Raw genomic sequence first — 26,865 nt, 5'->3', positions numbered from 1 at the left:
AGCTCCTACACGGGACCGAGTGAATAGCTAGAGGTGGTCGTTCTTGTCGACATCCTTTTCGAACACCCTGACCACGTACGGCATCACACTGAAGATCGCCAGTGCCAGCAGGGTACTCAGCACTGCCGTCGCTTCCTTGCCCAGCCCCACTGCCACGCCGATGGCCGCTGTCATCCATAACCCGGCGGCCGTGGTCAGGCCTTTGACATGGGATTCGTCGCCCTGCTGATTTTTCAGGATTGTGCCCGCTCCCAGAAAGCCGATCCCGGCGATCACACCCTGCAATACCCGGCTCATGGCATCGGATTCCGCGCCCGAGGTCTGCGGCACCAGTACAAACAGCGCAGCACCCAAGGCCACCAGCATGTGTGTGCGCACGCCGGCAGCCTTGCCTTTATGTTCGCGCTCGAAACCAAGAATCCCGCCGAGCATCGCCGCCATCAGCAAACGTACAGTGATTCGCGTCAGTTGCGAGGCGTCGCCGACGTCGGCGAATTCGGCCTGCAGAGTTGCCCACACTTCGTCCCACCAGTCTTCCATCGTGCTTCCCTTGTTGTTGGTTCGATAAGCGATGGACAACGGCGACCATTAATCGGTTGCGCAGAACGATCAGCACGCTGCGCTTCCTAACGTGCAGACCTCACTACAAAAGGACCGCCGCCATGCCCGTTCGAATCGATGAGTCCAACCCCGAGCAGAAAGTGTGTTTTTTCACTGTCGAGCATGGTGAGGAGAAACGCACCTGCGACACTCTGGAAGTCATGACCGATAGCGACAAAGCCATGTCGTACGTGGAAATCGATGGCAAGCGCACCTACATCACCGAAGCAGAAGCCGACGCCTTGACCGTAGCCGGGGCCAAGGACGGACGCAAACATCTGAAGGCCGATGACGGCGATTCGGTGGTTTGATTGATCTGACTCAACACGCGGTGCAAACGCCTGCGCCAGGCGTGTGCACCGCGCCCGGCCTGATGCTTCAAGTTGTCGCAGGCATTGCACCAACCCTCATCTGCTCCGCTTTTTATTGCCAGACCTGAGTCTGTTCTGCAAACAGATCGGAGCTCATAGTGCCTCGGCCTGATGGAGGCTGATGAGCGAACGACCATGAGCGAGCAAATCCCCGTCCGAACCGTAGAAGCATCGCCAACGATAAACAACGTACCCGCGCGCCCGACGAAGGTGACGGCCAGATCAAGCGACAATCAGATCCATACCCGCAGTTTCACCGGTCTGTTTCGCACCTTGCGCATGAGCGGCGCGGGGTTTCTGTTTGTATTGTTCTTCGGCACCGTGTGGCTGAATTGGGGCGGTCGCCAGGCAGTGTTGTGGGACTTGTCGGAAAGCAAATTCCACATTTTCGGTGCGACCTTCTGGCCGCAGGACTTCATTCTGCTCTCGGCCCTGCTGATCATCGCCGCGTTCGGTCTGTTCGCCATCACCGTGTTCGCCGGGCGGGTCTGGTGCGGTTACACCTGTCCGCAAAGTTCGTGGACGTGGATCTTCATGTGGTGCGAGAAGATCACCGAAGGCGAGCGCAACCAGCGGATCAAACTGCAAGCCGCGCCGTGGGGCCTGAACAAACTGGCCCGCCGCGCGGCCAAGCACACGCTGTGGCTGGCAATCAGCATAATGACCGGCCTGACCTTCGTCGGCTACTTCACCCCGATCCGGCCGCTTGCCGAAGAATTGCTCACTCTGCAAATCGGTGGCGTCAGCCTGTTCTGGGTGCTGTTTTTCGCTGCCGCCACCTACATCAACGCCGGTTGGCTGCGCGAGGCGGTGTGCATGCATATGTGCCCGTATGCGCGGTTCCAGAGTGTGATGTTCGACAAGGACACGCTGACCATCGCCTACGACGCCGCGCGGGGTGAAAACCGTGGCCCGCGCAAGCGTGACGTGCGTCCAGTCGAGGCTGGCCTGGGCGATTGTATTGACTGTCAGTTGTGCGTGCAGGTCTGCCCGACCGGCATCGACATCCGCGATGGTTTGCAAATGGAATGCATCGGCTGCGCAGCGTGCATCGATGCCTGCGATTCGATCATGGACAAAATGCATTACCCGCGCGGCCTGATCCGCTACAGTTCCGAGCGCGAACTGCAGGGCGGCAAGACCCATCTGCTGCGTCCGCGTCTGATTGGCTACACGGCGGTGTTCCTGGTGATGGTCGGCGCGTTGGTGCTGGCATTGATCGAGCGGCCGATGGTGTCGCTGGACGTGACCAAGGATCGCGGCTTGTTTCGCGAGAACGCTCAGGGGCAGATCGAGAATATTTATTCGCTGAAAGTGATCAACAAGACTCAGCAGCACCAGGATTACCGGTTGAGTCTGGTTGATGGCCAAGGGTTCGAGTTAAAGGGCAAGACGGCCCTCAGTCTGATGCCGGGAGAGATTGTCGATGTGCCGGTGTCGGTGGCCATGACTACCGAGCGGCCGGCGAGCAGTTCGCAAACGTTGAGTTTCAGGATTGAAGACATTGATGAACCGCAGGTTTACAGCTTGGCGAAGAGCCGGTTTGTCGCGCCGATGAATCGCTGAGGAGCTGGCATTGCTGCCCTCACCCCAGCCCTCTCCCGGAGGGAGAGGGAGCCGACCGAGGTGTCTGTCGCTATGCATCGACCTGAAAGACCGAGTCGATTATGGATTCGGCAAAGCACTGTCAGGTCGGCGTATTTCATCAGCATCCCCCAATCAGTCCCCTCTCCCTCTGGGAGAGGGCTAGGGTGAGGGCCCTTTCCCTGACACCCCACAAAATCAAGTCCATCAAGGCCCACCGATGAAACGCTACGAAAAATTCGCCGACGACATCGCTGAACTGATCCGCTCCGGCGTGCTCGGCCCTGGCCAGCGGGTGCCGTCAGTGCGTTACGCCAGCCAGACTTACGGCGTCAGCCCGTCCACGGTGTTCCAGGCCTATTACCTGCTCGAACGTCGCGGCCTGATCCGCGCTCGGCCGCGTTCCGGTTACTTCGTCAACGCTCATACGCCGAGCCCTTTCTCCGAGCCAGCGATCAGCAGTCAGGTCAACGAGTCCACCGAAGTCGACGTCAGCGAACTGGTGTTCTCGGTGCTTGATTCGATCAAGGATCCGAACACCGTGCCGTTCGGCTCGGCATTCCCCAGCCCGGCCCTCTTCCCCCTGCAACGCCTGTCGCGCTCGTTGGCCAGCGCCGCGCGGGAGATGGATCCGCGCATGGTGGTCACCGACATGTCGCCGGGGAACCCGCAACTGCGCCGACAGATCGCCCTGCGCTACATGGTCGGAGGGCTGATGTTGCCGATGGAAGAATTGCTCATCACCAACGGGGCGCTCGAAGCGCTGAACCTGTGCCTGCAAGCGGTGACCGAACCCGGCGATCTGGTGGCCATCGAAGCCCCGGCGTTCTACGCCAGCCTGCAGGTGCTCGAGCGGCTGAAGCTCAAAGCGGTGGAAATCCCCGTGCATCCGCGCGACGGCATCGACCTCGGCGTGCTCGCGCAAACCCTGGAACGCCATCCGATCAAGGCCTGCTGGTGCATGACCAGTTTCCAGAACCCGATGGGCGCGAGCATGCCCGAGGCAAAAAAACAGGAACTGGTCGAACTGCTGCGTGAGCATCAGGTGCCGTTGATCGAGGACGATGTCTACGCCGAACTCTATTACGGCCAGCAGGCGCCGAAACCGGCCAAGGCTTTCGACACCGAAGGACTGGTCATGCATTGCGGCTCGTTCTCCAAAAGCCTCGCCCCCGGCTATCGCATAGGCTGGGTCGCCGCTGGGCGTTTCGCACAGAAAATCGAACGGCTGAAGCTGATGACCTCGCTGTGCGCGTCGATGCCGGCGCAGGCTGCGATCGCCGACTATCTGCAACACGGCGGCTATGACCGACACCTGCGCAAGCTGCGTTATGCCTTGGAAGAACAGCAGAGCGCGATGCTCGCGGCGATCGCCCGTTACTTCCCGGCGCAGACCCGGGTCAGCCAACCGGCGGGCGGCTACTTTCTGTGGCTGGAATTGCCGGAGCAGATGGATTCGCTGAAGTTGTTTCAAATGGCCCTGGCACAAGGCATCAGCATCGCGCCGGGGCCGATTTTCTCGCCGACCCAGCGCTTCAGGAACTGTATTCGATTGAATTACGGCAGCCCGTGGACCGAGGAATCGGAAAAGGCCATGGAGACGTTGGGGCGGATTGTGCGGTCGTTTTGAACAGGAGTCGGACAAAAGGTAGTAAATAGCAGAAAAACCTGTAATTTCTGACAGTAGACGCCTGATGCCTTGTCTGACTGAATCTATAGCGTTAATTCTCTAAAACAGACAGGCGCAATCACATGAAGAACTCCAAGGCTGTTCACGACTTTACCGATTTCAGCAATGGCAATGCCAACGGCTGGCGTGACATGAATGGCGGGGGAAACATAGTTGGCGATCCCCCCTATTATTCAACGGTGTTTTCTGAGGCGGGTACGGGTGCAGGCCCGGTAGCGATCGCGACGATAGATAAGGTCTACCCAACTGCGTTCAATCAAACCAAGGTGGACGTAGAGTTCCGCATCCGCTTGCCGCTTGACTTTGAAGTCGAACGTTTTCGCCTTTACGCTGACCATCAGCTTGTAATCACGTTCGCGCTCCCTGCTTCTGATAACGAGTGGCATGTGGTGAAAGGTGAGTGGACGCCGCCGAGCAACACAGTAACCAGACTTACACTCTTGGTCGAAGGCCACAAGGAAGGAGTAGGCCTTCACGTTGATTTCGATAGCATTTTGATCCGGCAAGATTGATCGATTTGAGAACGTAGCGATCAACGCGAACATCATGCACGTTGATCGCTGCCATCCAGCCTATCGCTACAAGAAACCCCTCGACATCAGCGCCCACCCCCCAAATCAACAAACGTCCCGGTGGCATAAGAAGCCTTGTCCGACAGCAACCAGACAATCGCTTCCGCTACCTCATCCGGCCGCCCGCCCCGAGCCATGGGAATCGCCGACTCAAGCTTGCTGACCCGATCCGGATCGCCGCTCAGCGCATGAAAATCGGTGTAGATGTAACCCGGACGCACGGCATTGACGCGAATGCCCTCACCCGCGACTTCTTTCGACAGACCGATAGTGAAGGTGTCGAGCGCACCTTTGGAGGCGGCGTAATCCACGTACTCGTTCGGCGAACCGAGGCGTGCCGCAACCGAAGACACGTTGACGATGCTGCCGCCCTGCCCGCCGTGTTTCGGTGACATGCGCAGAATCGCGTGCTTGGCGCAGAGGATCGGCGCCAGCACGTTGGTTTTCATGATTTTGAGGATGCGGAATTCGGACATTTCATCGACTCGCGACTTCTGGCCCACGGTGCCGGCGTTGTTGACCAGCGCGGTGACCCGGCCCAGCTCGCTGTCGACGCGCTGGAACATTGCGATCACTTCGTCTTCGATACTGACATCGGCGCGAACAGCAATGGCCTGGGCGCCCAAGGCTCGAACCTGTTCGAGCACGCTGTGTGCGGCCTGTTCATCCGACTGATAGTTGATGCAGATCCGGTAGCCCTGTTCGGCTGCCAACAAAGCCGTGGCAGCGCCGATTCCGCGCCCGCCACCGGTGATGACAATGACTTTATCCATGCTGGCCTTCCCCTACGTGCACACGTAACAGTCGGGGGAAGAATAACTGCGATTGGCGGGTTTTGCATGTGGCGCCTATCCGGGCGCCTTCGCGAGCAAGCTCGCTCCCACACGGTCTCTCAGACCACCGCCAGCCGCTGCCCGCGCACGATGTCCTGCATGAAGCGCTCCGCCGGCATCGGGTGGCCGAGCAGATAGCCCTGCAGCGAGTCACAGCCCAGTTTGGTCAGGAAATCCTGTTGCGCGCCGGTCTCGACACCTTCGGCGACAATGCGCAGATCCAAGGCCTGCCCCAACGCAACAATCGCCGAGACGATTGCAGCATCATCGCTGTCATGCTCCAGATCGCGGACGAAACCGCGGTCGATCTTCAACTCATTGGCCGGCAGACGCTTGAGGTACATAAGGCTGGAATAACCGGTGCCGAAGTCGTCGATCGACAGGTCGACGCCCATGTCCGACAGCTCTTGCAGTACAGTCATGCTCGCGTCAGCGTCGCTCATGGCGGTGGTTTCAGTGATTTCCAGGGTCAGGCTGTTGGCCGGCAAATGGTGGGTCGCCAGCGCCTTGGCGACGCTTTGCACCAGCCCGGCATGGCAGAACTGCAACGCTGAGAGGTTCACCGCAATGCGCCAGTCGGTGTAGCCGAGCACGTACCACTCGCGCATCTGCCGGCAGGCTTCGTTGAGTACCCATTCGCCCATCGGGATGATCAGCCCGGTTTTCTCCGCCAGATCGATGAACTTGTCCGGCATCAACAGGCCGTGCAGCGGATGCGCCCAACGCAGCAGCGCCTCGGCACCGACCGGGCGACCGTTGGCGGCGTCGAACTTGGGTTGGTAATGCAGGCAGAACTGGTTGTGCTCAATGGCCGCGCGCAGGTCCTGCAACAGTTGCAGTTGTTTGCGCGCGTTGGTGTTCATCGACGCATCGAAGAAGCTGTAGCCGTTCTTGCCGCCGCCCTTGGCGTGATACATCGCCGCGTCGGCATTCATCAGCAGTTCCTGGGCGTTGTCACCGTTGCCTGGATACAGGGCAATGCCGACACTGGCGGAAATCTGCAGGTCGTGTTCGGCGACGCGAAAACTGCGGCCGATCAGGCCGACCTGGCGTGCGGCCAGACCCAGAGCATCATTGCGCTCGCTCAGCCGCACGAGCAGGACGAATTCATCGCCACCGATCCGCGCCAGGGTGTCCTGGCTGCGCAAATCTTCGCGCAGGCGCACGCCGACTTCGCGCAGCAACTGGTCGCCCATGTGATGGCCGAACGCGTCGTTGACCGGTTTGAAGCCGTCGAGGTCGATGAACATCAAGGCGAAGCAGCCGCCCTGTTCCTCGACCTTTCTGATCGCCTGATTGATCCGGTCATCGAGCAGCATGCGGTTCGGCAGTCCGGTGAGCGGATCGTGCAAGGCCAGTTGGGTGAGTTCACGGTTGGCGACGGTCAGCGAGTGCGCCAGATCAGCGGTGCGCGCTTCGAGGCGGGCGTCGAGAATCGAGGTCAGCAAGGCGATCGACAGCACCGCCAGGGTAGTGACTACCACCAGACTGTCGAGACCGTTGCCCTTCAAACCATCGAGCGTCGCGCCGCAGAAACTGCCATCGGGAAATTGTGCCGCGGCCATGCCGGTGTAATGCATGCCGACAATTGCCACACCCATGATCACCGCCGCGCCAGCGCGAATCAGTCGCACATAGGGCGACTGCTGGCGCAAACGAAAGGCAATCCACAACGCCGCTGCCGAAGCGCCGACGGCTATCAGCAAAGAGGCACTGAACAACGTCGGGTCGTAATCGATGCCCGGGGTCATGCGCAGCGCGGCCATGCCGGTGTAATGCATGGCGCTGATGCCCGCCCCCATGATCAAGGCGCCGAAAGCCAGTTGCGCCAGTGGCAGCTTCGGCTGGCTGACCAGCCATAAGGCAAAGCCGCAAGAGAGCACCGCGATCAGCAACGACAACGCGGTCAGGGCGAAGTCATAACCCAGGTCGATCGGCAATTTGAACGCGAGCATGCCGATGAAGTGCATCGACCAGACGCCAACCCCCATCGCCAGCGCCCCGCCCGCCGTCCAGAAATGCACGGCCCGTCCTTTCGCCGTGGCGATGCGCCCGGTCAGGTCAAGCGCCGTGTAGGAAGCCAGAATGGCGACGCACAACGAAATGAAAACCAGGGTGAAGGAGTAGCTGCCGATGAGCATGGACATTCTCGTAACGGGCCGAAACCGTACTGCTTCCATTCTCGGTTGGGCAAATGCGGCGATTGTACTGATTGCCCGGAAGAACGCACTGACAAAATAACCAAAATGCCATCAAGCCGATGAAACGCTTGTTCGATCGTCCTACAAGGCTCTGCGGTGGGCTTTAAACAGCGATCTCACGCCGGCCACAAATCCCTTGTGGGAGCGAGCTTGCTCGCGAAGGCGCCGGCACATTCAACATCTCACTGGACTGACCCACCGCTTTCGCGAGCAAGCTCGCTCCCACAATTTTCAGCGTCCAACCACCCTTCATCATTTGCACGCGTATCCCTGTGGGAGCGAGCCTGCTCGCGAAGGCGCCGGTACAGCCACCATCGTGGTTGCCTGACCCACCGCTTTCGTGAGCAAGCTCACTCCCACAGATTCAGCGGTTGTCGCTGACGTCGAGTTGGCCGTCCCAGCCGCCGCCCAGTGCGGCGATCAGTTGTACGCTGGCGATCAATCGGTTCTGCAGGATATTCAACACACTGCGTTCGTTGCTCAGCGCCGTCGCCTGCACCACCACCACGTCGATATAGGCGATCAGACCAGCCTTGTACTGGTTTTCGGTGAGGCGCAGGGAATCGCGGGCGGCATCCAGCGCTTCCTGGCGCACCGCCGCTTCGTCTTCATACACCTTGAGCTGGACCAGATAGTTTTCCACTTCGCGGAAGCCGTCGAGCACGGTCTGGCGGTAGCGGGCGACCGTTTCGTCATAGGCCGCTTCGCTGCGGTCGACTTCGGCGGAACGAATACCGCCGTCGAACAGCGGCAACGACAGCTGCGGGCCGACCGACCAGAAACGGTTGGGCAGACTGATCAGGTTTTTCGAGGTGCTGCTGCTGTAGCCGCCGCTCAGACTCAGGGTCAGGTCCGGGTAGTACGCAGCTTTGGCCACGCCGATATTGGCATTGGCGGCGATCACCGAACGCTCGGCCGCAGCGATATCCGGACGGCGTTCGAGCAGTTGCGAAGGCAAGCTCAGCGGCACTTGCGGCAGGTTCGGGATGCTCTGGCTTTCGGCGATGCTGAAGTTCGCCGGCGCCTGGCCGGTGAGCACGGCAATCGCATTTTCAAACTGCGCGCGCTGCCAGATCAGATCGACCAGATCGGCCTGGGTGCTTTTCAACTGGGTCTGCGCCTGCGCCACCGCATCGCGGCCGGAAACCCCGGCGCGGTACTGGTTCTGGGTCATTTTCAGCGAACGCTCATAAGCCGCAACGGTGGCTTCAAGCAAGCGCTTCTGCTGATCGATGACGCGCAGTTGCAGGTAGTTCTGCACCAACTCCGATTGCTGGCTCAGACGCATCGCCGCCAGATCGGCAAAACTTGCCTGAGCGTTGGCCTCATCGGCTTCCAGCCCGCGTCGCAGCTTGCCCCAGATATCCGCTTCCCAACTGACACCCAACTGCGCGTTATAGGTGTCGCGGATGCCGCTTGAAGAACTGCTCAGGCTCGAACTGCTGCTGCCGGTGCCCCGGCTGGAGCGGGTCTTGTCCAGACTCAGGTCGACACTCGGGTAAAACGCCCCTCGAGCACTGCGTACCAAGGCCTGCGCCTGACGGAACTGAGCTTCGGACTGGGCGACGGTCTGGTTGGCGCTGTTGAGTTTTTCGATCAGGCCGTTGAGCTGCTGATCGCCGTACAACTCCCACCAGGCGCCACGGGCCAGCGAGTCGCTGGGGTTGGCCTGACGCCAGCCTTCGGCTTCCTTGAACTGAGCGATCTCAGCGGTTTGCGGGCGCTGGTAATCCGGGCCAACGGCGCAGGCGCTGAGCAGCGCCACACACAGCGACAGGCTCAACAGGCGCGAGCCGCGCGCGGTGGCCAATTGGATAAGCGAACGGTCAGTCATAGCGGAGTTTCCAGAGCGGCATCAGTGCGCACGCCACGCCATTTGTTGAAACGATGGCGCAGCTTGTCGAGATAAAGGTAAACCACCGGGGTGGTGTAAAGGGTCAGGACCTGGCTGAACACCAGGCCGCCAATGATGGTCAGGCCCAGCGGCTGGCGCATTTCCGCCCCCTCGGCGCGGCCGAGCAGCAGCGGCAAGGCACCGAGGATCGCCGCCAGCGTGGTCATCAGGATCGGCCGCAGGCGTTGCAGGCAGGCGCTGCGAATCGACTCCAGCGGCGACAGCCCCTCTTGCCGCTCCAATTGCAGCGCAAGGTCGATCATCAGGATGGCGTTTTTCTTCACCACGCCGATCAGCAGGAATATCCCCAGCAGGGAAATCAGGCTGAACTCACCGCCCAGCGCGTAAATCGACAACAGCGCGCCGACGCCGGCCGAGGGCAAGGTCGAGAGAATGGTCAGCGGGTGAATGTAACTTTCATACAGCACACCGAGCACCAGATACACGGCGAGCAACGCACCGAGGATCATGAACGGCTGGCTCTTCTGCGTGGCGGCGAAAGCGTCCGCAGTGCCGGCCATTTTCGCAATGACATCTTCCGGCAGGCCGACCTTGGCGATCGCTCGCTCAATGGCAGCACTGCCCTGCTCCACGGTTACACCTTCGGCCATATCAAAGGAAATGCTCTCGGAAGCAAACTGGCCTTCGTGGCTGACCCGGTCGTTTTCCAGACTGTTTTCGTAATGGGCAAACGTCGACAGCGGCACCCGCGCGCCGTCAGCGGTAATCACCTCGACCTGCTTGAGCGTCACCGGATCCTGGGCGTATTTCGGATTCACCTCCATCACCACTTGGTACTGGTTGAGGCTGTCGTAGATCGTCGAAATCTGCCGCTGGCTGTAGGCGTTGTTGAGCACGGCGGTGACCATGTTCATGTCGACACCGAGGCGTTTGGCCTGGTCACGGTCGACAATCAGCGTCACCTGCTGCGCCCCGGCACCTTCGCGGGCATCGATGGCGGTCAGCTCGGGCAAGGCACGCAACGCGGTGACCACTTTCGGGAACCACTTGCGCAGCTCGGCGAGGTCGCCGCTTTGCAGGATGTAGGTGTATTGCGAACTGGTTTGCTCACGGCCGCCGCCGAATTGCAGGTCCTGGTCGGCCATCAGCATCAACTGCGCACCGGGCACCTTGGGCATTTCCTTACGCAGGCGTTCGATGACTTTCTGTGCCGACAACTGGCGTTCCTTGATCGGTTTCAGGCGCACGATCATGAACGCGTTGTTGGTTCCGTTGTTGCCGCCAATGAAGCCGGCCACGCTTTCGACCGCGTCGTCCTTGAGCAAGGCGCGGCGGAAGGTCTCCATCTTCGGCTGCATGACGTTGAACGACAGACCGTCGTCGCCCCGCACAAAACCGATCAACTGGCCGGTGTCCTGCTGCGGCAGAAAGGTTTTCGGCACCACGACATAGAGCGCAACGTTGACGCCGACGGTGAGCAGCAGGCTGAACAAAGTCAGACGGCGATGACGCAACACCCAGTCGAGGCTGGTGGCGTATTTGCCGACCATCCAGTCGTTGGTCTTCTGGCTCCAGCGTTGCAGGCGGTTTTCCTGACCCGGCGTGTGTGGCTTGAGCCAGCGCGCGCAGAGCATCGGCGTCAGTGTCAGCGAAACCACCAGCGACACCACGATTGCCGCCGCCAGGGTGATGGAAAACTCGCGGAACAGGCTTTCGACCAGCCCGCCCATGAACAGGATCGACAGGAACACCGCCACCAGCGAGACGTTCATCGACAACAAGGTAAACCCGACTTCCTTGGCGCCGAGGTACGCGGCCTGCATCGGCTTGACGCCTTCGTCGATATGCCGGGAAATGTTCTCCAACACCACGATGGCGTCATCCACCACCAGTCCGGTGGCGAGAATCAGCGCCATCAGCGACAGGTTGTTCAGCGAAAACCCGTACAGGTACATCACCGCAAAGGTACCGACCAGCGACACCGGCACCGCCAGGGTGGGGATCAGCGAGGCGCGGAAATTACCGAGAAACAGGTACACCACCAGCACCACCAGGGCGACGGCGATCAGCAAGGTCATCTCGGCTTCGTGCAGCGTGGCCTTGATCACCGGCGAGCGATCCATGGCCAGATTGAGTTTGACGCTGGCCGGCAGCACCGCTTGCAGTGCGGGCAACTGCGCCTTGATCTCGTTGACCGTCTCGATGATGTTGGCGCCGGCCTGACGGTTGATCACCAGCAATACCGCCGCGTCATCGTTGAAGAAACCGCTGTTATATCGGTCTTCGACGCCATCGCTGACCTTCGCCACGTCCTTGAGACGCAACGCGGCGCCGTCGGCGTAATGAATGATCAGCGACTCGTAATCCTTGGCTTTTTCCAGTTGATCGTTGGCCTGGATCTGCCACAAACGCTGGCCGTCTTCGACCGACCCCTTGGGCCGGCGCACGTTGGCGTCGGCGATGGTCTTGCGCACATCGTCGAGGGCCACGCCGTACTGGTTCAGCGCCTGCGGTTCGAGTTCGATGCGCACCGCCGGCAGCGAACTGCCGCCGATCTGCACTTCACCGACGCCCTGCACCTGCGAAAGGCTTTGCGAAAGAATGGTCGAGGCCAGGTCGTAGAGCTGGCCTTTTTCCAGCACATCCGAAGTCAGCGACAGCACCATGATCGGCGCCTGCGACGGATTGACCTTCTTATAGGTCGGCATGCTGCGCATCCCGCTCGGCAGCAGATTGCGCGAGGCGTTGATCGCCGCCTGCACTTCCCGCGCCGCGCCGTTGATGTCGCGGTCGAGGTCAAATTGCAGGATGACCCGCGTCGAACCCTGACTGGAGCGGCTGCTCATGGTGTTGACGCCGGCTATCGCACCGAACGAACGCTCCAGCGGCGTCGCCACCGTCGATGCCATCACCTCGGGACTGGCGCCCGGCAGACTGGCCTGAACGACGATCACCGGGAAATCCATCTGCGGCAACGGCGATACCGGCAACAGACCGAAGCTGACACCGCCCAGCAACATAATGGCCAGGGACAGCAGCATGGTTGCGACTGGGCGCTTGATGAAAGGGCCGGAGAGGTTCATTCGCTCCAGTCCCTACCGCTGAATCCTGTGGGAGCGAGCTTGCTCGCGAATGCGGTATTACATTTAACATTGAAAGTGACTGACCCACCGCTTTCGCGAGCAAGCTCGCTCCCACAAGGGATAAGTGCTGATTGCGAGGTCATACCGCGACCTCTTCACCATCAGCCTTGGTTTTGCCAAAGCGCCTTCCGAGGCGGTCGAAGTACAGGTAAATCACCGGCGTCGTGAACAGCGTCAACACCTGGCTGACCAACAAACCGCCAACCATCACCAGACCCAACGGCTGACGCAACTCAGCTCCGGAACCGGTGGCCAGCATCAATGGCACCGCGCCGAACAACGCCGCCAGCGTGGTCATCAGGATCGGCCGGAAGCGCAGCAGCGCCGCCTGATAGATCGCCTCTGCCGGGGCCATGCCTTGGGTGCGTTCGGCGTCGAGGGCGAAGTCGATCATCATGATCGCGTTCTTCTTGACGATACCGATCAGCAGGATGATGCCGATGATCGCGATCATCCCCAGATCGTTGCCACTGAGCAGCAACGCCAGCAAGGCACCCACCGCTGCCGACGGCAAGGTCGAGAGAATGGTGATCGGGTGGATGTAGCTCTCGTAGAGCACGCCAAGCACGATGTACATGGTCACCACCGCCGCCAGAATCAGCAGCAACGTGCTCGACAGCGAAGCCTGAAACGCCTGCGCCGCGCCCTGAAACTGGGTCTGCACGCCGACCGGCATGCCGATGTCCTGCTGCACTTGCTCGATGATGTCCACGGCATGTCCCAATGCCACGCCGGGCGCGAGGTTAAACGACATCATCACCGCCGGAAACTGGCCGATGTGGGTGATCGCCAATTGCGCCTGACGTTCTTCGACGTGGGCCAGACTTGACAGGCGCACCTGCGCGCCGTCAGTGGTCTTGACGTGAATCTGATCCAGCGCCTGCGGGCCGATCTTCTCCCCGGCCTGGGCTTGCAGCACCACGCGGTACTGGCTGGCCTGGGTGTAAATGGTCGAAATCTGCCGCTGGCCGAACGCGTCGTACAGCGCGTCGGTAATATTCGCTACCGACACGCCAAGGCGCGATGCGGCGTCGCGGTCGATCACCAGATAGACCTGCAAGCCTTTGTCCTGCAAATCACTGGCAACATCGGTCAACTCCGGGCGCTGGGCCAGGGCTTCGACAAGACGGCCACTCCACTGGCTGAGCAATTCGGAGTCCGGCGAGGACATGCTGAACTGGTACTGGGTGCGGCTGACCCGATCCTCGATGGTCAGGTCCTGCACCGGCTGCATGAACAGCCGAATGCCGACCAGTTTGTCCAGTTGTGGTTGCAGGCGTGCGATCACTTCGCTGGCCGTCAGATCGCGCTCGCCATGGGGCTTGAGGTTGATCAGCAAGCGGCCGCTGTTTAGCGTGGCGTTGTCGCCGTCAACACCAATGTAGGACGACAGGCTCTGCACCGCCGGATCTTCGAGAATGATCTTCGCCAGTTGCTGCTGTCGCTCGCCCATCGCCGCGAAGGAGATCGACTGTGGCGCTTCGGAAATGCCCTGAATCACCCCGGTGTCCTGCACCGGAAAGAAACCCTTCGGCACGATGACGTAAAGGAATACGGTCAACGCCAGTGTGCCGATCGCGACCAGCAAGGTCAGCGGCTGATGCTTGAGCACCCAACGCAGCATCCGCCCGTATTCGTTGATCATCCAGTCGATGAACGCACCGCTGGCACGATAGAACCGGCCCTGCTCGTGTTCTTGCGGTTCACGCTTGAGCAGGCGCGCGCACATCATCGGCGTCAGGGTCAGCGACACCACCAAGGAAATCAGGATCGCCACGGCCAGGGTGATAGCGAATTCACGGAACAAACGCCCGACCACGTCGGCCATGAACAGCAGCGGAATCAGTACGGCGATCAGCGACAGGGTCAGGGAAATCAGGGTGAAACCGATCTGCTTGGCGCCCTTGAGCGCGGCCTGCATCGGACTGTCGCCCTCCTCGATGAATCGCGAAATATTCTCGAGCATGACGATGGCGTCGTCGACCACAAAACCGGTGGCAATGGTCAGGGCCATCAGGGTCAGGTTGTTCACCGAGAATCCGGCGAGGTACATCACGCCGAAGGTGCCGATCAGCGACAGCGGCACGGCCACTGACGGAATGATCGTCGCACTGGCGCGGCGCAGAAACAGGAACGTGACCATGACCACCAGCGCGATGGCGATCAGCAGTTCGTGTTGCACATCGGTGACCGAGGCGCGGATGGTTTGCGTGCGATCCGTCAGTACAGTGACATCGAGGCCGGCCGGCAGGTTGTCGGTGATGCTCGGCAGCAAGGCCTTGATGCGGTCGACCACTTCGATGACGTTGGCGCCGGGCTGGCGCTGGATGTTCAGCAGTACCGCCTGATTCTGGTTGGCCCACGCGGCGAGCCGTTCGTTCTCGGCACCATCGACAATTTCGGCAACGTCCTTGAGCCGCAACGGCGCGCCGTTCTTGTAGGTGAGGATCAGGTTGGCGTAATCCTCGGGCGAGGTCAGTTGGTCGTTGGCATCGAGCATCGACACCCGGGTCGGGCCGTCGAAGTTGCCCTTCGGCTGGTTGACGTTGGAGGCGCCGATCAACGTGCGCACATCCGACAGGTTCAGACTGGCGGCGGCCAGTGCCTCGGGGTTGACTTTGATCCGCACCGCTTGGCGCTGGCCGCCGGCAATGCTGACCATGCCGACGCCACTGATCTGGGCGATTTTCTGCGCCATGCGCGTATCGACCAGATCATTAAGCTTGGGCAGCAGCATGGTTTTCGAGGTGATGGCCAGGGTCAGCACCGGAGTGTCCGCCGGGTTGACCTTGTTATACACCGGCGGCGCCGGCAGGTCGGTCGGCAGCAGGTTGGTCGCGGCGTTGATCGCGGCCTGCACCTGCTGTTCGGCGACGTCCATATTGATGTCGAGGCTGAACCGCAGGGTCAGCACCGAAGCGCCGCCGGAGCTGGTCGAAGCCATTTGCGTGAGGCCCGGCATCTGCCCGAATTGTCGTTCAAGCGGTGCGGTGACGGCGCTGGTCATCACGTCCGGACTGGCGCCCGGGTACAGGGTCATGACGCGGATGGTCGGGTAATCGACCTGCGGCAAGGCCGAAACCGGCAGCAAGCGATAAGCAATGAGGCCGGCCAGGACAATGGCCAGCATGCTCAGGGTGGTGGCTACCGGACGGAGGATGAACAGCCGCGAAATGTTCATGCGCCCTTCTTGGCCTTGTCAGCAGTGGTCGCATCCGGATTGGCGGCGGACTTGCCTTGCAAATGTTCGGTCGGCGAGGTCGGCACTTCGCTGCTGTCATTGACCACTTCGACTTCGCTGCCCTCCTTCAGGCGGTCGGTGCCTTCGAGCACCACGCGATCGCCAGCGGCGAGGCCTTCGGTGACCACGGTGTTGTCACCGTCGCTGGCGCCGATTTTCAGTTGGCGAATGGTGACCTTCTTGTCGCCATCCAGCGCGTAGACGAAGGTGCCGTTGGTGCCGAACTGAATCGCTGCCGACGGTGCCAGCACCACACCTTTGAGCGTGTCGGCGAGGAGGTGGACGTTGACGAACTGGTTGGGGAACAGCGACTGGTCGCGGTTATCGTAGCGAGCCTTGAACTTGAGGGTGCCGGTCGCAACGTCGATCTGGTTGTCGAGGCTTTGCAACACGCCTGTGGCCTGCAGCTTGGTGTCGCCACGATCCCAGGCTTCGGCGGGTAGCTTGGCGCCGCTGCGGTAACGGGCCAGCACGGTGTCGAGGCTGTTTTCCGGCAAGGTGAAGGCAACGCTGATCGGTTGCGTCTGGGTGATCACCGCGAGGAAGGTGGTGTCGTTGGCGGCGACGAGGTTGCCGACGTCGACCTGACGCAGACCGACGCGGCCGGCAATCGGCGCGCGGATCTTGGTGAATTCGAGATTGAGCTTGGCGTCGTTGACCGCTGCCTGATTGGTCTTGACCGTGCCCAGGTACTGGCCGACCAGCGCTTCGGCAGTGTCGAGGGTCTGTTTGGCGATGCTGTCTTCTTTATACAGACCGCGATAACGCTCGACATCGACCTGAGCGTTTTTCAACTGGGCCTGATTCTGCAGCAACGTGCCTTCGGCCTGGAGCAAAGCATTCTGGTAAGGACGCGGATCGATCTCGGCCAACAGGTCGCCCGCCTTGACCATCTGGCCTTCTTCGAAATGAATCTTCACCAGTTCGCCGCCCACGCGGCTGCGAACATTGATGGTATTGAGCGCGGTGACCGTGCCCAGCGCCTTGTAATACAGCGGAAAGTCGCCCTTCACCGCCGGCGCTACGCGCACCGGAATCGGCCCGGTACCGCCGCCAAAGCCTGGGCGTGCCATCCCCGAGCGCCCGGTATGCCCGGCAGTCGCCTTGTCGCCCCCCGCCTTGTCAGCAGAGCCGGCGGGCCAGAATTTCCAGCACAGGACGGCGATGACCAACAGGACAAGCAGGCTGATCAGCCAGCGACGGGACTTGCGGGGGGACGATTGCATGGAGTTATTGACCATTGGGCGCGTGGGCTTCTATTACGGGAGGCTGAACGATAAGCACTGGATGGATTTAAGCAAAGCAGCTTTACCGGCAATTTACCTTCCACTTACGTTTCAAGGTGTGAGGCAAAACCCTGATACACAAATGAAAACGGCCTGGACAGGGCCAGGCCGTTAACAATTGTAAAAGCCTTACTTGAGAACGGACAGTGCCGCTTCGTAGTCAGGCTCTTCGGCGATTTCCTTGACCAGTTCGCTGTGCAAGACATTGTCGTTTTCGTCCAGAACCACAACGGCGCGAGCGGTCAGGCCTTTCAGCGGGCCGTCAGCAATGGCCACACCGTAGTTTTCGATGAACTCGCGGCCGCGCAGGGTCGACAGGTTCTGTACATTTTCCAGACCTTCGGCGCCGCAGAAGCGTGCCTGGGCGAACGGCAGGTCAGCGGAAATGCACAGCACCACGGTGTTGCTGATGTCGTTGGCCTGGGCGTTGAACTTGCGCACAGAGGTGGCGCAGGTCGGAGTGTCGACGCTTGGGAAGATGTTCAGGACTTTGCGCTTGCCGGCGAAGTCTTGCAGGGTGACGTCGGACAGATTGCCGGCTACCAGGGAAAAGGCTGGCGCCTTGGAACCGGCTTGTGGCAACTGGCCGTTGACTTGAACCGGATTGCCTTTGAGGGTGACTTGGGCCATGACTTGAGTCCTTCTGTTTTGTGATTGGAAAGCATGCAAGAAGCGGAAGTTAACCACGAAATCGGCTGACGACCTATGCCCTGTTGGAAATTGTTGGGTGCTGGCCTGGCGGATTGTATACAACCCCTGTAGGAGTGAGCCTGCTCGCGATCGCGGTGCTTCAGACACCATGGGTTGACTGACACGACGCTATCGCGAGCAGGCTCACTCCTACAGAAAAGCGGATTTATATTTCGGCTGAGGATTTTGGCGAGCGACTGACGCCGGAGTTGCACGAGCAGGAAGATCGGATTCGCGAGCAAGCGAAAAAAAGCTGAAAGTGTTGGTGCCTGACAAGCCGCCTTCGCGAGCAGGCTCGCTCCCACAGTGCCCGGGGTCGTACCGGTAATGCCGACCCCGGCACCAATCCCTGTGGGAGTGAGCTTGCTCACGAAGAGGCCATCAGCCCTGACGCATCATTTGGCTTCCGATTTCAATTTCAAATACGACTGATGCAGATCGCTCGCCCAGCCATCGATCACCGCTTTCATGTCATCGGCCTTCATCACCTGGGAAGAGTTTTCCAGTGGTTTGCCGGTGCCCTTGCGCACCACCTGCGCGATGACATGATTGGTCGCGCCATCCATGAACACCGCTTCTGTGGCCAACGTGGTTTCCTGATCGCGAATACCGGTGGCAGTGCTCACCGCTGCGGCGACCAGTGCAATCGGGATCACTTCATAGACTTGCAGGCCTTCGGTCTTGCTGCTGACCGCGGTAATCGCCGGACGTACCACAATCACACCCGGCCCGGGCCCTGCGGCCAACGGCAGTGATTTGCCCAGCTCACGTTTGAGCGCCTGATCGTAATAACTGGTGATGCCATTGAGCGTCTGTTGCGGGATTTTTTCAGTCGCTTGCGGTTTCGGATAGAGCTGGCTCGGTTCAACGTAAACGCTGGTGAATTTATTGATGTCGAGTTTCGGGTCCATCCAGCGCATCACCTCGGCACCGGAAGGTGACTTGGCCTCCTTCAGCTGGCTGTAATCCTTGAGAAAGCCGGAATACTGGTCAGGCTCGACGGTTTTGCTGGAACAACCCACCACGCCGAGGGTGGCAATGCACAGCGTGCCCATCATGACGGCTAGCTTCATGCTGTAATTCCTTTGAGAAGGCCAAGACATTTTGCATCGGGGAAATACAGGTATAGCCAAAACCCCGGCAAATGCGATGGGCAATTACAAAGTTCACGTCTGACAGCGCCTGTGCCTCGCCAACCGGTATTACCAGGACGATGTCTCTCCACTACGCAACGCCATCTCCCGCCGGCTGTTGGCGCGCATCGCCTTGATCAGCGATACCGTCCCCACCAGCAGAATCGCCGCACCAAACAAGAAGTCGATGTTGTACAGCTGGAAATCCTCCACCGGCCCGATCAGCAATGTGCGCACCACCGCAATTCCCACCAGCGTCGCCAGAAAGTCGATCCCCGGCTCATCGCGGTAAAACACCAGCATCAGTGGCAGGCACAGCACCAGCAAAAGCAACAACACCACGACCTTGAACGAGCCCTTGCGCTCGACACTGAACGCGCACTCATGCGTCCCGTAAGGCTTGTAGTCCTCGTCGCGGATCATCGAGTTTTTCTCGTTGATGTAGTCGACGCGGTTGTACTTCTGGATCGGCGTGAAAGTGTTGGACATCTCCATCAGCGTGGTGATGTTCTTGAAACGCAGGTCGACGCGCTCGCTACCCTTGAGGTAATACAGCACCGGTTTGTAGCCGTAACGATAGGTGTCGAAGGGGAACGCGGCAGTCTGCGCGTGTACGCCGATCGGCCGTGGTTCGAGTTCAGCGAAGGCGCTTTTGTTGGTCGACGAGAGGTTGCGGCTCAGCGGCTGAACCTTGATTTGTTCGAGGAAGATCGGCGTCACACCGAACGACCATTGCAGCGGCTCCAGACGCAGGCGCAGTTCGTTTCGGCCCAGGTCGTAGCGGTTGAAGGTACGTTCGGAAACCACCAGCGAACCGCCGACCATGAACTCGCCGCGCAGGTTGTTGGTGACGCGCAAGGTCAGTTGGTCCTTGCCCAGCAACGCCGCTTCCGTCGTCGGTGGCGTGCCGCACCACGCGGTGCTTTCGCCGACACCGCCGAGCTGGCCGTTGCGGTTTTCCTTGAATACATAAAAGTAACTGGCCCACAGCGTCAGCAGCAAAAGCGACGCCGTAAGACCGAGGATTTTTTTGCCCGGACTCACTGATCAGACTCCCTTCTTTGGTTCCATCGTCCAGCCGAAAACCCGCTGGCGACGGCGACTCTACCAAAAGGCCATCAGTGACCCAAGGGGAAATGCCGGATTGGCACCGAACCTCAGGGTTTCCCCGGTATTCGCGTCAACCCGTGTAGGAGTGAGCCTGCTCGCGATAGCGGTCTGTCAGGTTCAAATGAGGTGACGGACAAACCGCTATCGCGAGCAGGCTCACTCCTACAAAGGCCGCGTGCAGTCAGGTGCGATCGCGAGGAATCAGGCTTTGCAATTGCTGGGCGAGGAAGTTGGCGTCGAAGGCAAAGGTATCCGGATCCTTCAACCCATTGGTCTTGCGCCACTGCCATGTGCCATCCGCCAGTCCGACCAGCGAAACACTGCCGTACCGCGCCGCCGTCAGCCCCATCACCGCCAGGGAAATCTGCCCACCGCTGCCCATCACATCCGGCACGAATTCCACCGGTTTGCCGGCAATCACGATGCTGAGCTTCTCCGTCTTGAACGTCGACGTCTCCACCGGCACGCTCGGCCCGAACGCGACATAAGCCTCTCGACTCACCTCCAGCAGACCCGGCGTCTTGACCGGGTCAAGCCATTGCGCGATCTCATCGAACAACGCGCCAATCCGTGTGGTCCACGCGGCCGATTGCGTAGTGAACAGTTGCTTCTTGTGCGCTTCGCTTTCGGCATAGTGGCGAAGCATTTCGCCCAGTTGCTCTACATCATTCATTGCTGTGTTCCTCGGAAAGGACCTGCGAAGGGTGATAGTGGCAGATCCCGGGCGCGGCGTACGTTTGGTTCTTGCAGATGCACAGTTGCGTGAAAGATCGGCGGTACAGTCAGCCGGTGCTGGCGTCGAGACTCGAACAGAAGGAAACTCCGGGCACACCCGAACGCTCGACACTGTCATTTGCTTGAGGAAGTCCAATGCGCACCATCGGCCTTATCGGCGGCATGAGCTGGGAATCCAGCGCCGAATACTATCGTCTGATCAACCAGCAGGTCCGCGATCGCCTGGGCCCGCTGCGCTCTGCGCAATTGTTGATGTACAGCGTCGACTTCGGCCCGGTCGAACAGGCCCAGCATGCCGGGCGCTGGGACGATGCCGCAGCGATTCTGGTCGATGCCGCGCGCAGGCTTGAAGCCGGTGGCGCCGAGTGCGTGGTGCTGTGTACCAACACCATGCACAAGGTCGCCGAGCAGATTCAGGCGGCGATCAGCATTCCGTTTCTGCACATTGCCGAACCGGCCGCACAGGCTGCGCTGGAAATCGATGCCCTCACTGTCGGGCTGCTCGGCACCGCGTTCACCATGGAACAGGACTTCCTCAAGCAACGTCTGATCGCCCAAGGCCTGACCGTGCTGGTGCCCGACGAAGCCGAACGCAAGGACGTACACCGGATCATCTACGACGAACTCTGCGTCGGGGTGATCAGCGAAGCGTCGCGGCAAACCTATCAGCGCGTGATCGAATCCCTCACCGCGCGCGGCGCTCAGGCGATCATCCTCGGCTGTACCGAAATCGGTTTGCTGATCAAACCCGAACACAGCGCCCTGCCCCTGCTCGACACCACCGAACTGCATGCACAGTCGGCGGTAGCTTTCGCGCTGGCCGACTGACTCAGGTTTTCGCTGAACTGCGCAGACGGGCCATGCTCAGGGTGTCGACCCACTGCCCGTCGCGCACCGCGTAATCGCGAAACAGGCCTTCGGTTTCGAAACCGAATTTGCGGTAGAGACCGATCGCCGCTTCGTTATCGGCGTACACCGTGAGCTCGACGCGGTGCAGGTTCATCCAGTTGTCGGCAATATCGAGCGCCGCTGCCAACAGTTTCGAACCCACACCCTTGCCCTGCCACGCCACCGCGACGGCCATGCCGAAACTGCCGGCGTGGGCGCGGCGCATCCGTGTATAGGCCTCCAGTCCAAGATGGCCGATCACCACACCCTGATGCAGCGCTACCAGTTTCAGTGCGCGTTCGTTTTCGGCCTGTAAACGCTGACGCCAGACCTCGGTGGACTGGAACGGCATCTGCAACACCTGCCGTGCGACGGCGGGGTCGTTGTAGAGCGCGGTGATGCCTTCCAGATGGGACTCGCTGGAGCGTTCGAGGTGGATGCTGGGAGTTGGGTCTGACATGGATCGGTCCGTGATCAAAGGGGCCCCTAACTCTAAACTGCTGATCTTTAATCTGGCGAGGTGAAAATGTGGGAGCGAGCTTGCTCGCGAAGGGGCCATCAAGTCCGACGCAGTTTTTAGATTTAAACGAAGGTGTTTAAAAGACACCTGCAGACACGGTACCAAGGCTACAAATCCTTGCGCCATTGCCTACAGCTAAGCCAGAATCCGCCGGCTTGTGCGCCTTGGGGGCGGGTTCTATTGTGGTGCGGTCGCTGACGAATCAGCGATCGGGTTTCGCAGCCCGGATCAATCAAGGCGCACAGCGCTCCAGTGCATTGCCATCAAGATTAATGGCAATGATGCTTCATGGCGGCTGTGCGCGGGATACCTTCGGGTATGCCGGGTTCCTTGATTCCCGGTCTGCGAACCTGCGTACAGCTGCCACCTCTTTTCGTTTCGCAGCGAAATGTGGCAGCTCCAGCAATCAAGGAGCTTCACCATGATCAAACCAACACCCAACCCACCCGAAACCGACCCCACCTCCCCCTACGAATCCCTCGACTCAAAAAAACTCCACGAAGCCGCCGACCGCGCCCTCGACCACTACCTCTGCCCACCCGGCTCCACGCCACCGCCCTACAGCCCCCGCGCGATGTACGCCGTCACCGCCGACACCAAAAACGAAGACCTGCTGGCCAACGCCTGCGAAACCCTCGCCTCGGCCAAAACCATCGCTCAGGAGTTCGCCGGACTGGTGAAGCCATCGCAACGGCGGACGCTGATGGGGATCGCGCAGTTGATCATGCTCGGAGAATTGGCCGTGAATCGGGTGCTGGATAATCTGGAGTTGCCGCACTAGCGGGCCTCTGTGACAGGCTTTGAGTGAGGCGCTCTCGCCACCGACGCCTTCGCGGGCAAGCACGCTCCCACAGGAATCGGTGTCGATCACAAAGCTGCATTGACACCGCCGGACCTGTGGGAGCGAGCCCGCTCGTGAAGGCGACCGCTCGTCGGATACCCGTGCGCACCTGTCAACTCTGACAGGTGCGCAATCCCTTCAACGCGCGTTAACTCACGCTGTCCCTTTCCCTCACAGAGTCAGCGCCATGCCCAGCCCCAACAGCCCCCTGCTCCTCAAGGAACTCGACATCCCCGGTCGCAGCAAAGAACCGGTGTCGGCGGTTCCCATTATCTGGGGCATCAACATCGCGACCGCGCTGGGCAGTTTTCCCCTTCACGGTCTGCTGTGCCAGGCGGGGCCGTGGGGGAACATGGCGGTTGGCGACAAGTTGACGATCTTCTGGGGCACCGGGGAGAACGCCTGGGTGGAAACCGTCGACAAGACCGAGGTCGGCAAGCAGCTGCGCATGTTCGTGCCCCCCCAGCACATGGTCAATGGCTCGTTCGCGGTGTCCTATGTGGTCAAGCCGCTGGGCGGCACGGATCAGCCGTCCGAAGTCATGCAAGTGCTGGTCAAGCTCACGCGTCCGGGCGGGCACGATGACAATGGTGAAATCGGGCATTCCAAGCTGATCATGACGATTCCCAAGGAGATCGTTGACGGCGGTATCGACAAGGACAACGTCGCCGCTGGCGTGCCGATCACCCTTGGCAAGACCGCTGGCACAGCGCCCTACCCGTACGCGGCGGCGGGCGATGTCTGTCGCATCAGTTGGGGCGGGATCTTCGTGTTCAGTGAGCCGCTGACTCAGGAACAGGCTGAAGGCAAGGTGCCGGTCATCGTGACCATTACCGAAGCCGTCATCCGCGAGGCCGGTGATGCGGATTCTCCCGGTGTGGCCGTGGCGTTCGAGGTGTATGACAAGGTGCTCAATCGCTCCGAAGACTGGAGCCCCGAACAGCGCATCGTGGTGGCCGTCGATGCGACCCGGCTGGACGCCCCGATACTCAAGGAAGCCAAAAACAATGAGCTGGATCTGGACGCCCTCGCGGGCAAGCCGGGGACGGCACAAGTCCCCACCTCGAAGTCGGAATTCGAGCTGGGCGACATCATCATTGTGCGGGTCAAAGGCACGCCGACCGAGGGCGCACCGATTGACTTCAACGTGGAAAGCAAACCGCTGGACAACCTGCCGAGTGTGGTCGAACTCGAACTGCCCAACGCAGCGCTGATGCAGCTGGCAACAAAAACATTCTCCTTGTCCTGCAGCGTGAAAAAAGCCGACAGCCCTCCCCATCGGCATTCCAAAAGCCAGTTCATCACCGCCATCGGCGAAGTCCAGCGACTGGCCGCGCCGATCATGCTGGACGAGGACTCCGGGGCGCTGGACCCCGCACTGCCTCAGATTCGCCTCGAGATCCCCTTCGACAAATCCTTTGCCCAAGGCCAAGTCCTCAAGATATTCATGCTCGGCACCAGGTCCAACCTCGGTCACTACCTGCCTGACCTGCCCTTACGTCCCATCACCCGTAACGACATCGTCGCGGCCCAACCGCTGCTGTACAACATCGACGGCAAACACCTGGCCCCGGTCAACGGCGGCACGGCGGAGTTCTACTACCAGCAATTGATCGCCGAGACGGTGCTCGCCACGCTCAACCCGTACGAGGCCACCCGGGCCATTCGCGAGTCGATCCACACTGAAATCCTGCAAATCGGCGAACCCCGCCTGGAACTGCCCGAACCGGAAGTGGCCGGCGTGGTGGACGGCGTCCTGCCCGCCGACACCGCCGGCACCACCCTGACCGTGGTGTACACGGAAACGGTCAGCGGTGACGAAGTGTTCATGTTCTGGATCGGCTCGATCACCGGCGAGTATCCCGATTCGATCAAGCTGAACGAATTCACCGCCGGTCAGCGAGTACCGTTCACGATCCCGGCCACGGTGATCAAGGGCAATGAAGGCGGAACGGTCGAGGCCAGGTACGAGATCAAACGCGCGGCAGACGGGACGAGTTATTCCAATTCGCTGACGTTCAGTGTTGGGGTGGCGCTGGAAAATCCTTTGCCACTGCCACAAATGCCGCAAGCCGCAGGCACCGGCGCAAGTGTGACGTTGGCACCACTCGATGCGCAAAACGGTGGCCGGGTCATCGTGGCCTACACCGGCATGAACGACACACACAGCATTCAACTGACCATGACCGGTACGCCCGGTGGCGGCTCTCCGGCCATCTCGCCCAAGCCAGGCGTGGCCAGCGGCAGTGTCGAGTTCCTGATTCCTGCCGAAGCGATTGCCGCCAACATCGGCAATGCGGCGAAGACCTTCACGCTCCAGTACGAAGTGACCCAGGGAACGAGCAAAGTCCCATCGCTACCGCTCACGGTAACGGTCACACCGCTGCCCGCTGCGGAGCTGGACAAGCTCAGCATCGTCCAGGCGGATGGCAATGAACTGGAACTGGCCAAGGTCACGGCGGGCGGCACAGTCCGCGCCGGGGTGTGGGCGTTCATGAAGGCCGGTCAGCCCGTCTGGCTGGTGCTCAAGGGCAAGAATGCTCAAGGGGGTGAGCACAATCATGTGCTATGGAATGTGCCAGGCGCCGCTGTCAACCAGACCTGGATCGACACCGGAAAATATGACCAGCCCATTCCCTACAGTTATCTGAAGGATCTGGGACACGGCACGGTGCTGGAATTGCATTACAAACTGGCCCTGACATTGAGTCAGGTCGAAGCGGATGCGATTGTCGGGCCGGTGAAGGCATATACGATCAAGGCTGTGGAGTATGTGCAACCAACACTTGATAATGTGCTGGACGATAAGGGCATCGAGATTCCAGAAGGGAGAACGACTGTAAGCACCACGTTAGTTCTCAAAGGAACGGCGAGCAAAGGTGAAAAAGTCGAGATTTATGACGGCAGCGGTACAAGTGCAGTGTTAAAGGGCATGGCCGATGTCGACGCCGTGACGGGAGAATGGGAATGCCTGATAACTGTGCCGTTTGGCGATCGCCAGTTGTATGCCAAAGCGCTTTATCCGGTGGAGTTGGTGGAATCGAATGTATGTAATCTGTTCGTAGCTGAGATAGCTGCAGGTTTCGAAAATTGGGAAGATGAGTCGCCCAGGATTTTTACCGTTGATATACCTGTTACGTTTAATAGCGGCTTGACATTTACTTTGTTGGGTGGCGGTATTTCAGAGAAACAGCACCTCTCACTGATACGTAATCCATCGGGTACAGGTGCAGGAATATCGACAATGTTTTTCACTGAGCACTCTAAAGGAAGATTTAGCTGGGCGGGCGCAGCTAAAAACATTGAGTTTAATATTATTTACCTTCACACATCACTCAATGAAATCACAATATATGACATCAATAATCGGCCAATCAAAACAGATAAACTTCCAGAAGAACACACAGGTATTGGCATCAATTACAAATTCACAGCTTCACCAGGCGATTACATCGCTTCTTTTGAGATCCAATCCTTTTTGGAGGAATTTCCAACACCAGACTGGGGCTTCTATATCGACGACATTAAATGGGATCAATAATTTAATGATTTGTGGACGGATTTATTTTAAC

At 59.9% G+C, this 26,865-nt stretch carries 19 protein-coding genes; 7 read left to right on the top strand and 12 right to left on the bottom strand.

Annotation, left to right across the window (positions count from 1 at the left end):
- Window positions 1–27: 27 nt before the first annotated feature.
- Complete coding sequence (locus J2Y90_RS18540; protein WP_253501555.1) at window positions 28–540, bottom strand: MgtC/SapB family protein; 513 nt, start codon at window positions 538–540, stop codon at window positions 28–30.
- 122 nt (window positions 541–662) lie between these two features.
- Here J2Y90_RS18540 and J2Y90_RS18535 point away from each other — a divergent pair, with 122 nt between their 5' ends.
- From J2Y90_RS18535 to J2Y90_RS18520, 4 genes are all read left to right on the top strand, one after another.
- Window positions 663–911 carry a DUF3203 family protein gene (locus J2Y90_RS18535; protein WP_253501552.1) on the top strand — a complete coding sequence of 83 codons (249 nt, stop codon included), beginning with the start codon at window positions 663–665 and terminating at the stop codon, window positions 909–911.
- A gap of 195 nt (window positions 912–1,106) precedes the next feature.
- On the top strand, window positions 1,107–2,537 hold the full coding sequence (gene ccoG / locus J2Y90_RS18530) for a cytochrome c oxidase accessory protein CcoG (protein WP_253501549.1): 1,431 nt from the start codon (window positions 1,107–1,109) through the stop codon (window positions 2,535–2,537).
- Between the two features lie 238 nt (window positions 2,538–2,775).
- Window positions 2,776–4,185, top strand: coding sequence for a GntR family transcriptional regulator MpaR (gene mapR / locus J2Y90_RS18525; RefSeq protein WP_253501546.1), 1,410 nt, complete (start codon window positions 2,776–2,778; stop codon window positions 4,183–4,185).
- Window positions 4,186–4,307: 122 nt separating this feature from the next.
- Window positions 4,308–4,757: a hypothetical protein gene (locus J2Y90_RS18520; protein WP_253501543.1), complete on the top strand. Its 450-nt coding sequence runs from the start codon at window positions 4,308–4,310 to the stop codon at window positions 4,755–4,757.
- A gap of 86 nt (window positions 4,758–4,843) precedes the next feature.
- Here J2Y90_RS18520 and J2Y90_RS18515 read toward each other — a convergent pair whose 3' ends face one another.
- The 10 genes from J2Y90_RS18515 to J2Y90_RS18470 form a co-directional block, all read right to left on the bottom strand.
- Entirely contained in the window at window positions 4,844–5,590 is a 747-nt protein-coding gene (locus J2Y90_RS18515) for an SDR family oxidoreductase (RefSeq protein ID WP_130912948.1), read from the bottom strand.
- A gap of 119 nt (window positions 5,591–5,709) precedes the next feature.
- Window positions 5,710–7,791, bottom strand: a complete 2,082-nt coding sequence (locus J2Y90_RS18510; protein WP_253501540.1) for a putative bifunctional diguanylate cyclase/phosphodiesterase — start codon at window positions 7,789–7,791, stop codon at window positions 5,710–5,712.
- 424 nt (window positions 7,792–8,215) lie between these two features.
- Entirely contained in the window at window positions 8,216–9,685 is a 1,470-nt protein-coding gene (locus tag J2Y90_RS18505) for an efflux transporter outer membrane subunit (protein ID WP_253501536.1), read from the bottom strand.
- Window positions 9,682–12,789, bottom strand: coding sequence for an efflux RND transporter permease subunit (locus J2Y90_RS18500; RefSeq protein ID WP_253501533.1), 3,108 nt, complete (start codon window positions 12,787–12,789; stop codon window positions 9,682–9,684). Before J2Y90_RS18500 ends, J2Y90_RS18505 begins: the two co-directional genes overlap by 4 nt.
- 139 nt (window positions 12,790–12,928) lie before the next feature.
- On the bottom strand, window positions 12,929–16,030 hold the full coding sequence (locus J2Y90_RS18495; protein WP_253501531.1) for an MdtB/MuxB family multidrug efflux RND transporter permease subunit: 3,102 nt from the start codon (window positions 16,028–16,030) through the stop codon (window positions 12,929–12,931).
- Window positions 16,027–17,331: an MdtA/MuxA family multidrug efflux RND transporter periplasmic adaptor subunit gene (locus J2Y90_RS18490; RefSeq protein WP_253501528.1), complete on the bottom strand. Its 1,305-nt coding sequence runs from the start codon at window positions 17,329–17,331 to the stop codon at window positions 16,027–16,029. The genes J2Y90_RS18495 and J2Y90_RS18490 overlap by 4 nt, the downstream gene beginning before the upstream one ends.
- A gap of 174 nt (window positions 17,332–17,505) precedes the next feature.
- Window positions 17,506–18,006 (bottom strand): thiol peroxidase, encoded by a 501-nt coding sequence (tpx, locus tag J2Y90_RS18485; RefSeq protein ID WP_253501524.1) that lies wholly within the window; start codon window positions 18,004–18,006, stop codon window positions 17,506–17,508.
- A 455-nt stretch (window positions 18,007–18,461) separates the two neighbouring features.
- The gene (locus J2Y90_RS18480; protein ID WP_253501521.1) at window positions 18,462–19,139 is read right to left on the bottom strand and encodes a DUF3313 domain-containing protein; all 678 of its coding nucleotides are present in this window, start codon (window positions 19,137–19,139) and stop codon (window positions 18,462–18,464) included.
- 129 nt (window positions 19,140–19,268) lie between these two features.
- Window positions 19,269–20,243: a hypothetical protein gene (locus J2Y90_RS18475; RefSeq protein ID WP_253501518.1), complete on the bottom strand. Its 975-nt coding sequence runs from the start codon at window positions 20,241–20,243 to the stop codon at window positions 19,269–19,271.
- Window positions 20,244–20,490: 247 nt separating this feature from the next.
- A complete protein-coding gene (locus J2Y90_RS18470; RefSeq protein ID WP_253501513.1) occupies window positions 20,491–20,982 on the bottom strand; it encodes a hypothetical protein in 492 nt (163 codons plus the stop codon).
- A 197-nt stretch (window positions 20,983–21,179) separates the two neighbouring features.
- Here J2Y90_RS18470 and J2Y90_RS18465 point away from each other — a divergent pair, with 197 nt between their 5' ends.
- The gene (locus J2Y90_RS18465) at window positions 21,180–21,872 is read left to right on the top strand and encodes an aspartate/glutamate racemase family protein (protein ID WP_253501510.1); all 693 of its coding nucleotides are present in this window, start codon (window positions 21,180–21,182) and stop codon (window positions 21,870–21,872) included.
- A gap of 1 nt (window position 21,873) precedes the next feature.
- Here J2Y90_RS18465 and J2Y90_RS18460 read toward each other — a convergent pair whose 3' ends face one another.
- The gene (locus tag J2Y90_RS18460; protein WP_253501507.1) at window positions 21,874–22,392 is read right to left on the bottom strand and encodes a GNAT family N-acetyltransferase; all 519 of its coding nucleotides are present in this window, start codon (window positions 22,390–22,392) and stop codon (window positions 21,874–21,876) included.
- 481 nt (window positions 22,393–22,873) lie between these two features.
- On the opposite strand from J2Y90_RS18460, the gene J2Y90_RS18455 reads away from it, so the two are divergent.
- Both J2Y90_RS18455 and J2Y90_RS18450 read left to right on the top strand, forming a co-directional pair.
- The gene (locus J2Y90_RS18455) at window positions 22,874–23,233 is read left to right on the top strand and encodes a DUF6124 family protein (RefSeq protein ID WP_253501504.1); all 360 of its coding nucleotides are present in this window, start codon (window positions 22,874–22,876) and stop codon (window positions 23,231–23,233) included.
- 247 nt (window positions 23,234–23,480) lie between these two features.
- Window positions 23,481–26,834 carry a hypothetical protein gene (locus tag J2Y90_RS18450; RefSeq protein WP_253501501.1) on the top strand — a complete coding sequence of 1,118 codons (3,354 nt, stop codon included), beginning with the start codon at window positions 23,481–23,483 and terminating at the stop codon, window positions 26,832–26,834.
- Window positions 26,835–26,865 lie beyond the last annotated feature (31 nt).

The organism is Pseudomonas koreensis, assembly GCF_024169245.1.
Classification (GTDB): domain Bacteria; phylum Pseudomonadota; class Gammaproteobacteria; order Pseudomonadales; family Pseudomonadaceae; genus Aquipseudomonas; species Aquipseudomonas koreensis_F.
The sequence above is the reverse complement of the archived record's forward strand: the minus strand, read 5'-3'. Positions and strand labels throughout refer to the sequence as shown.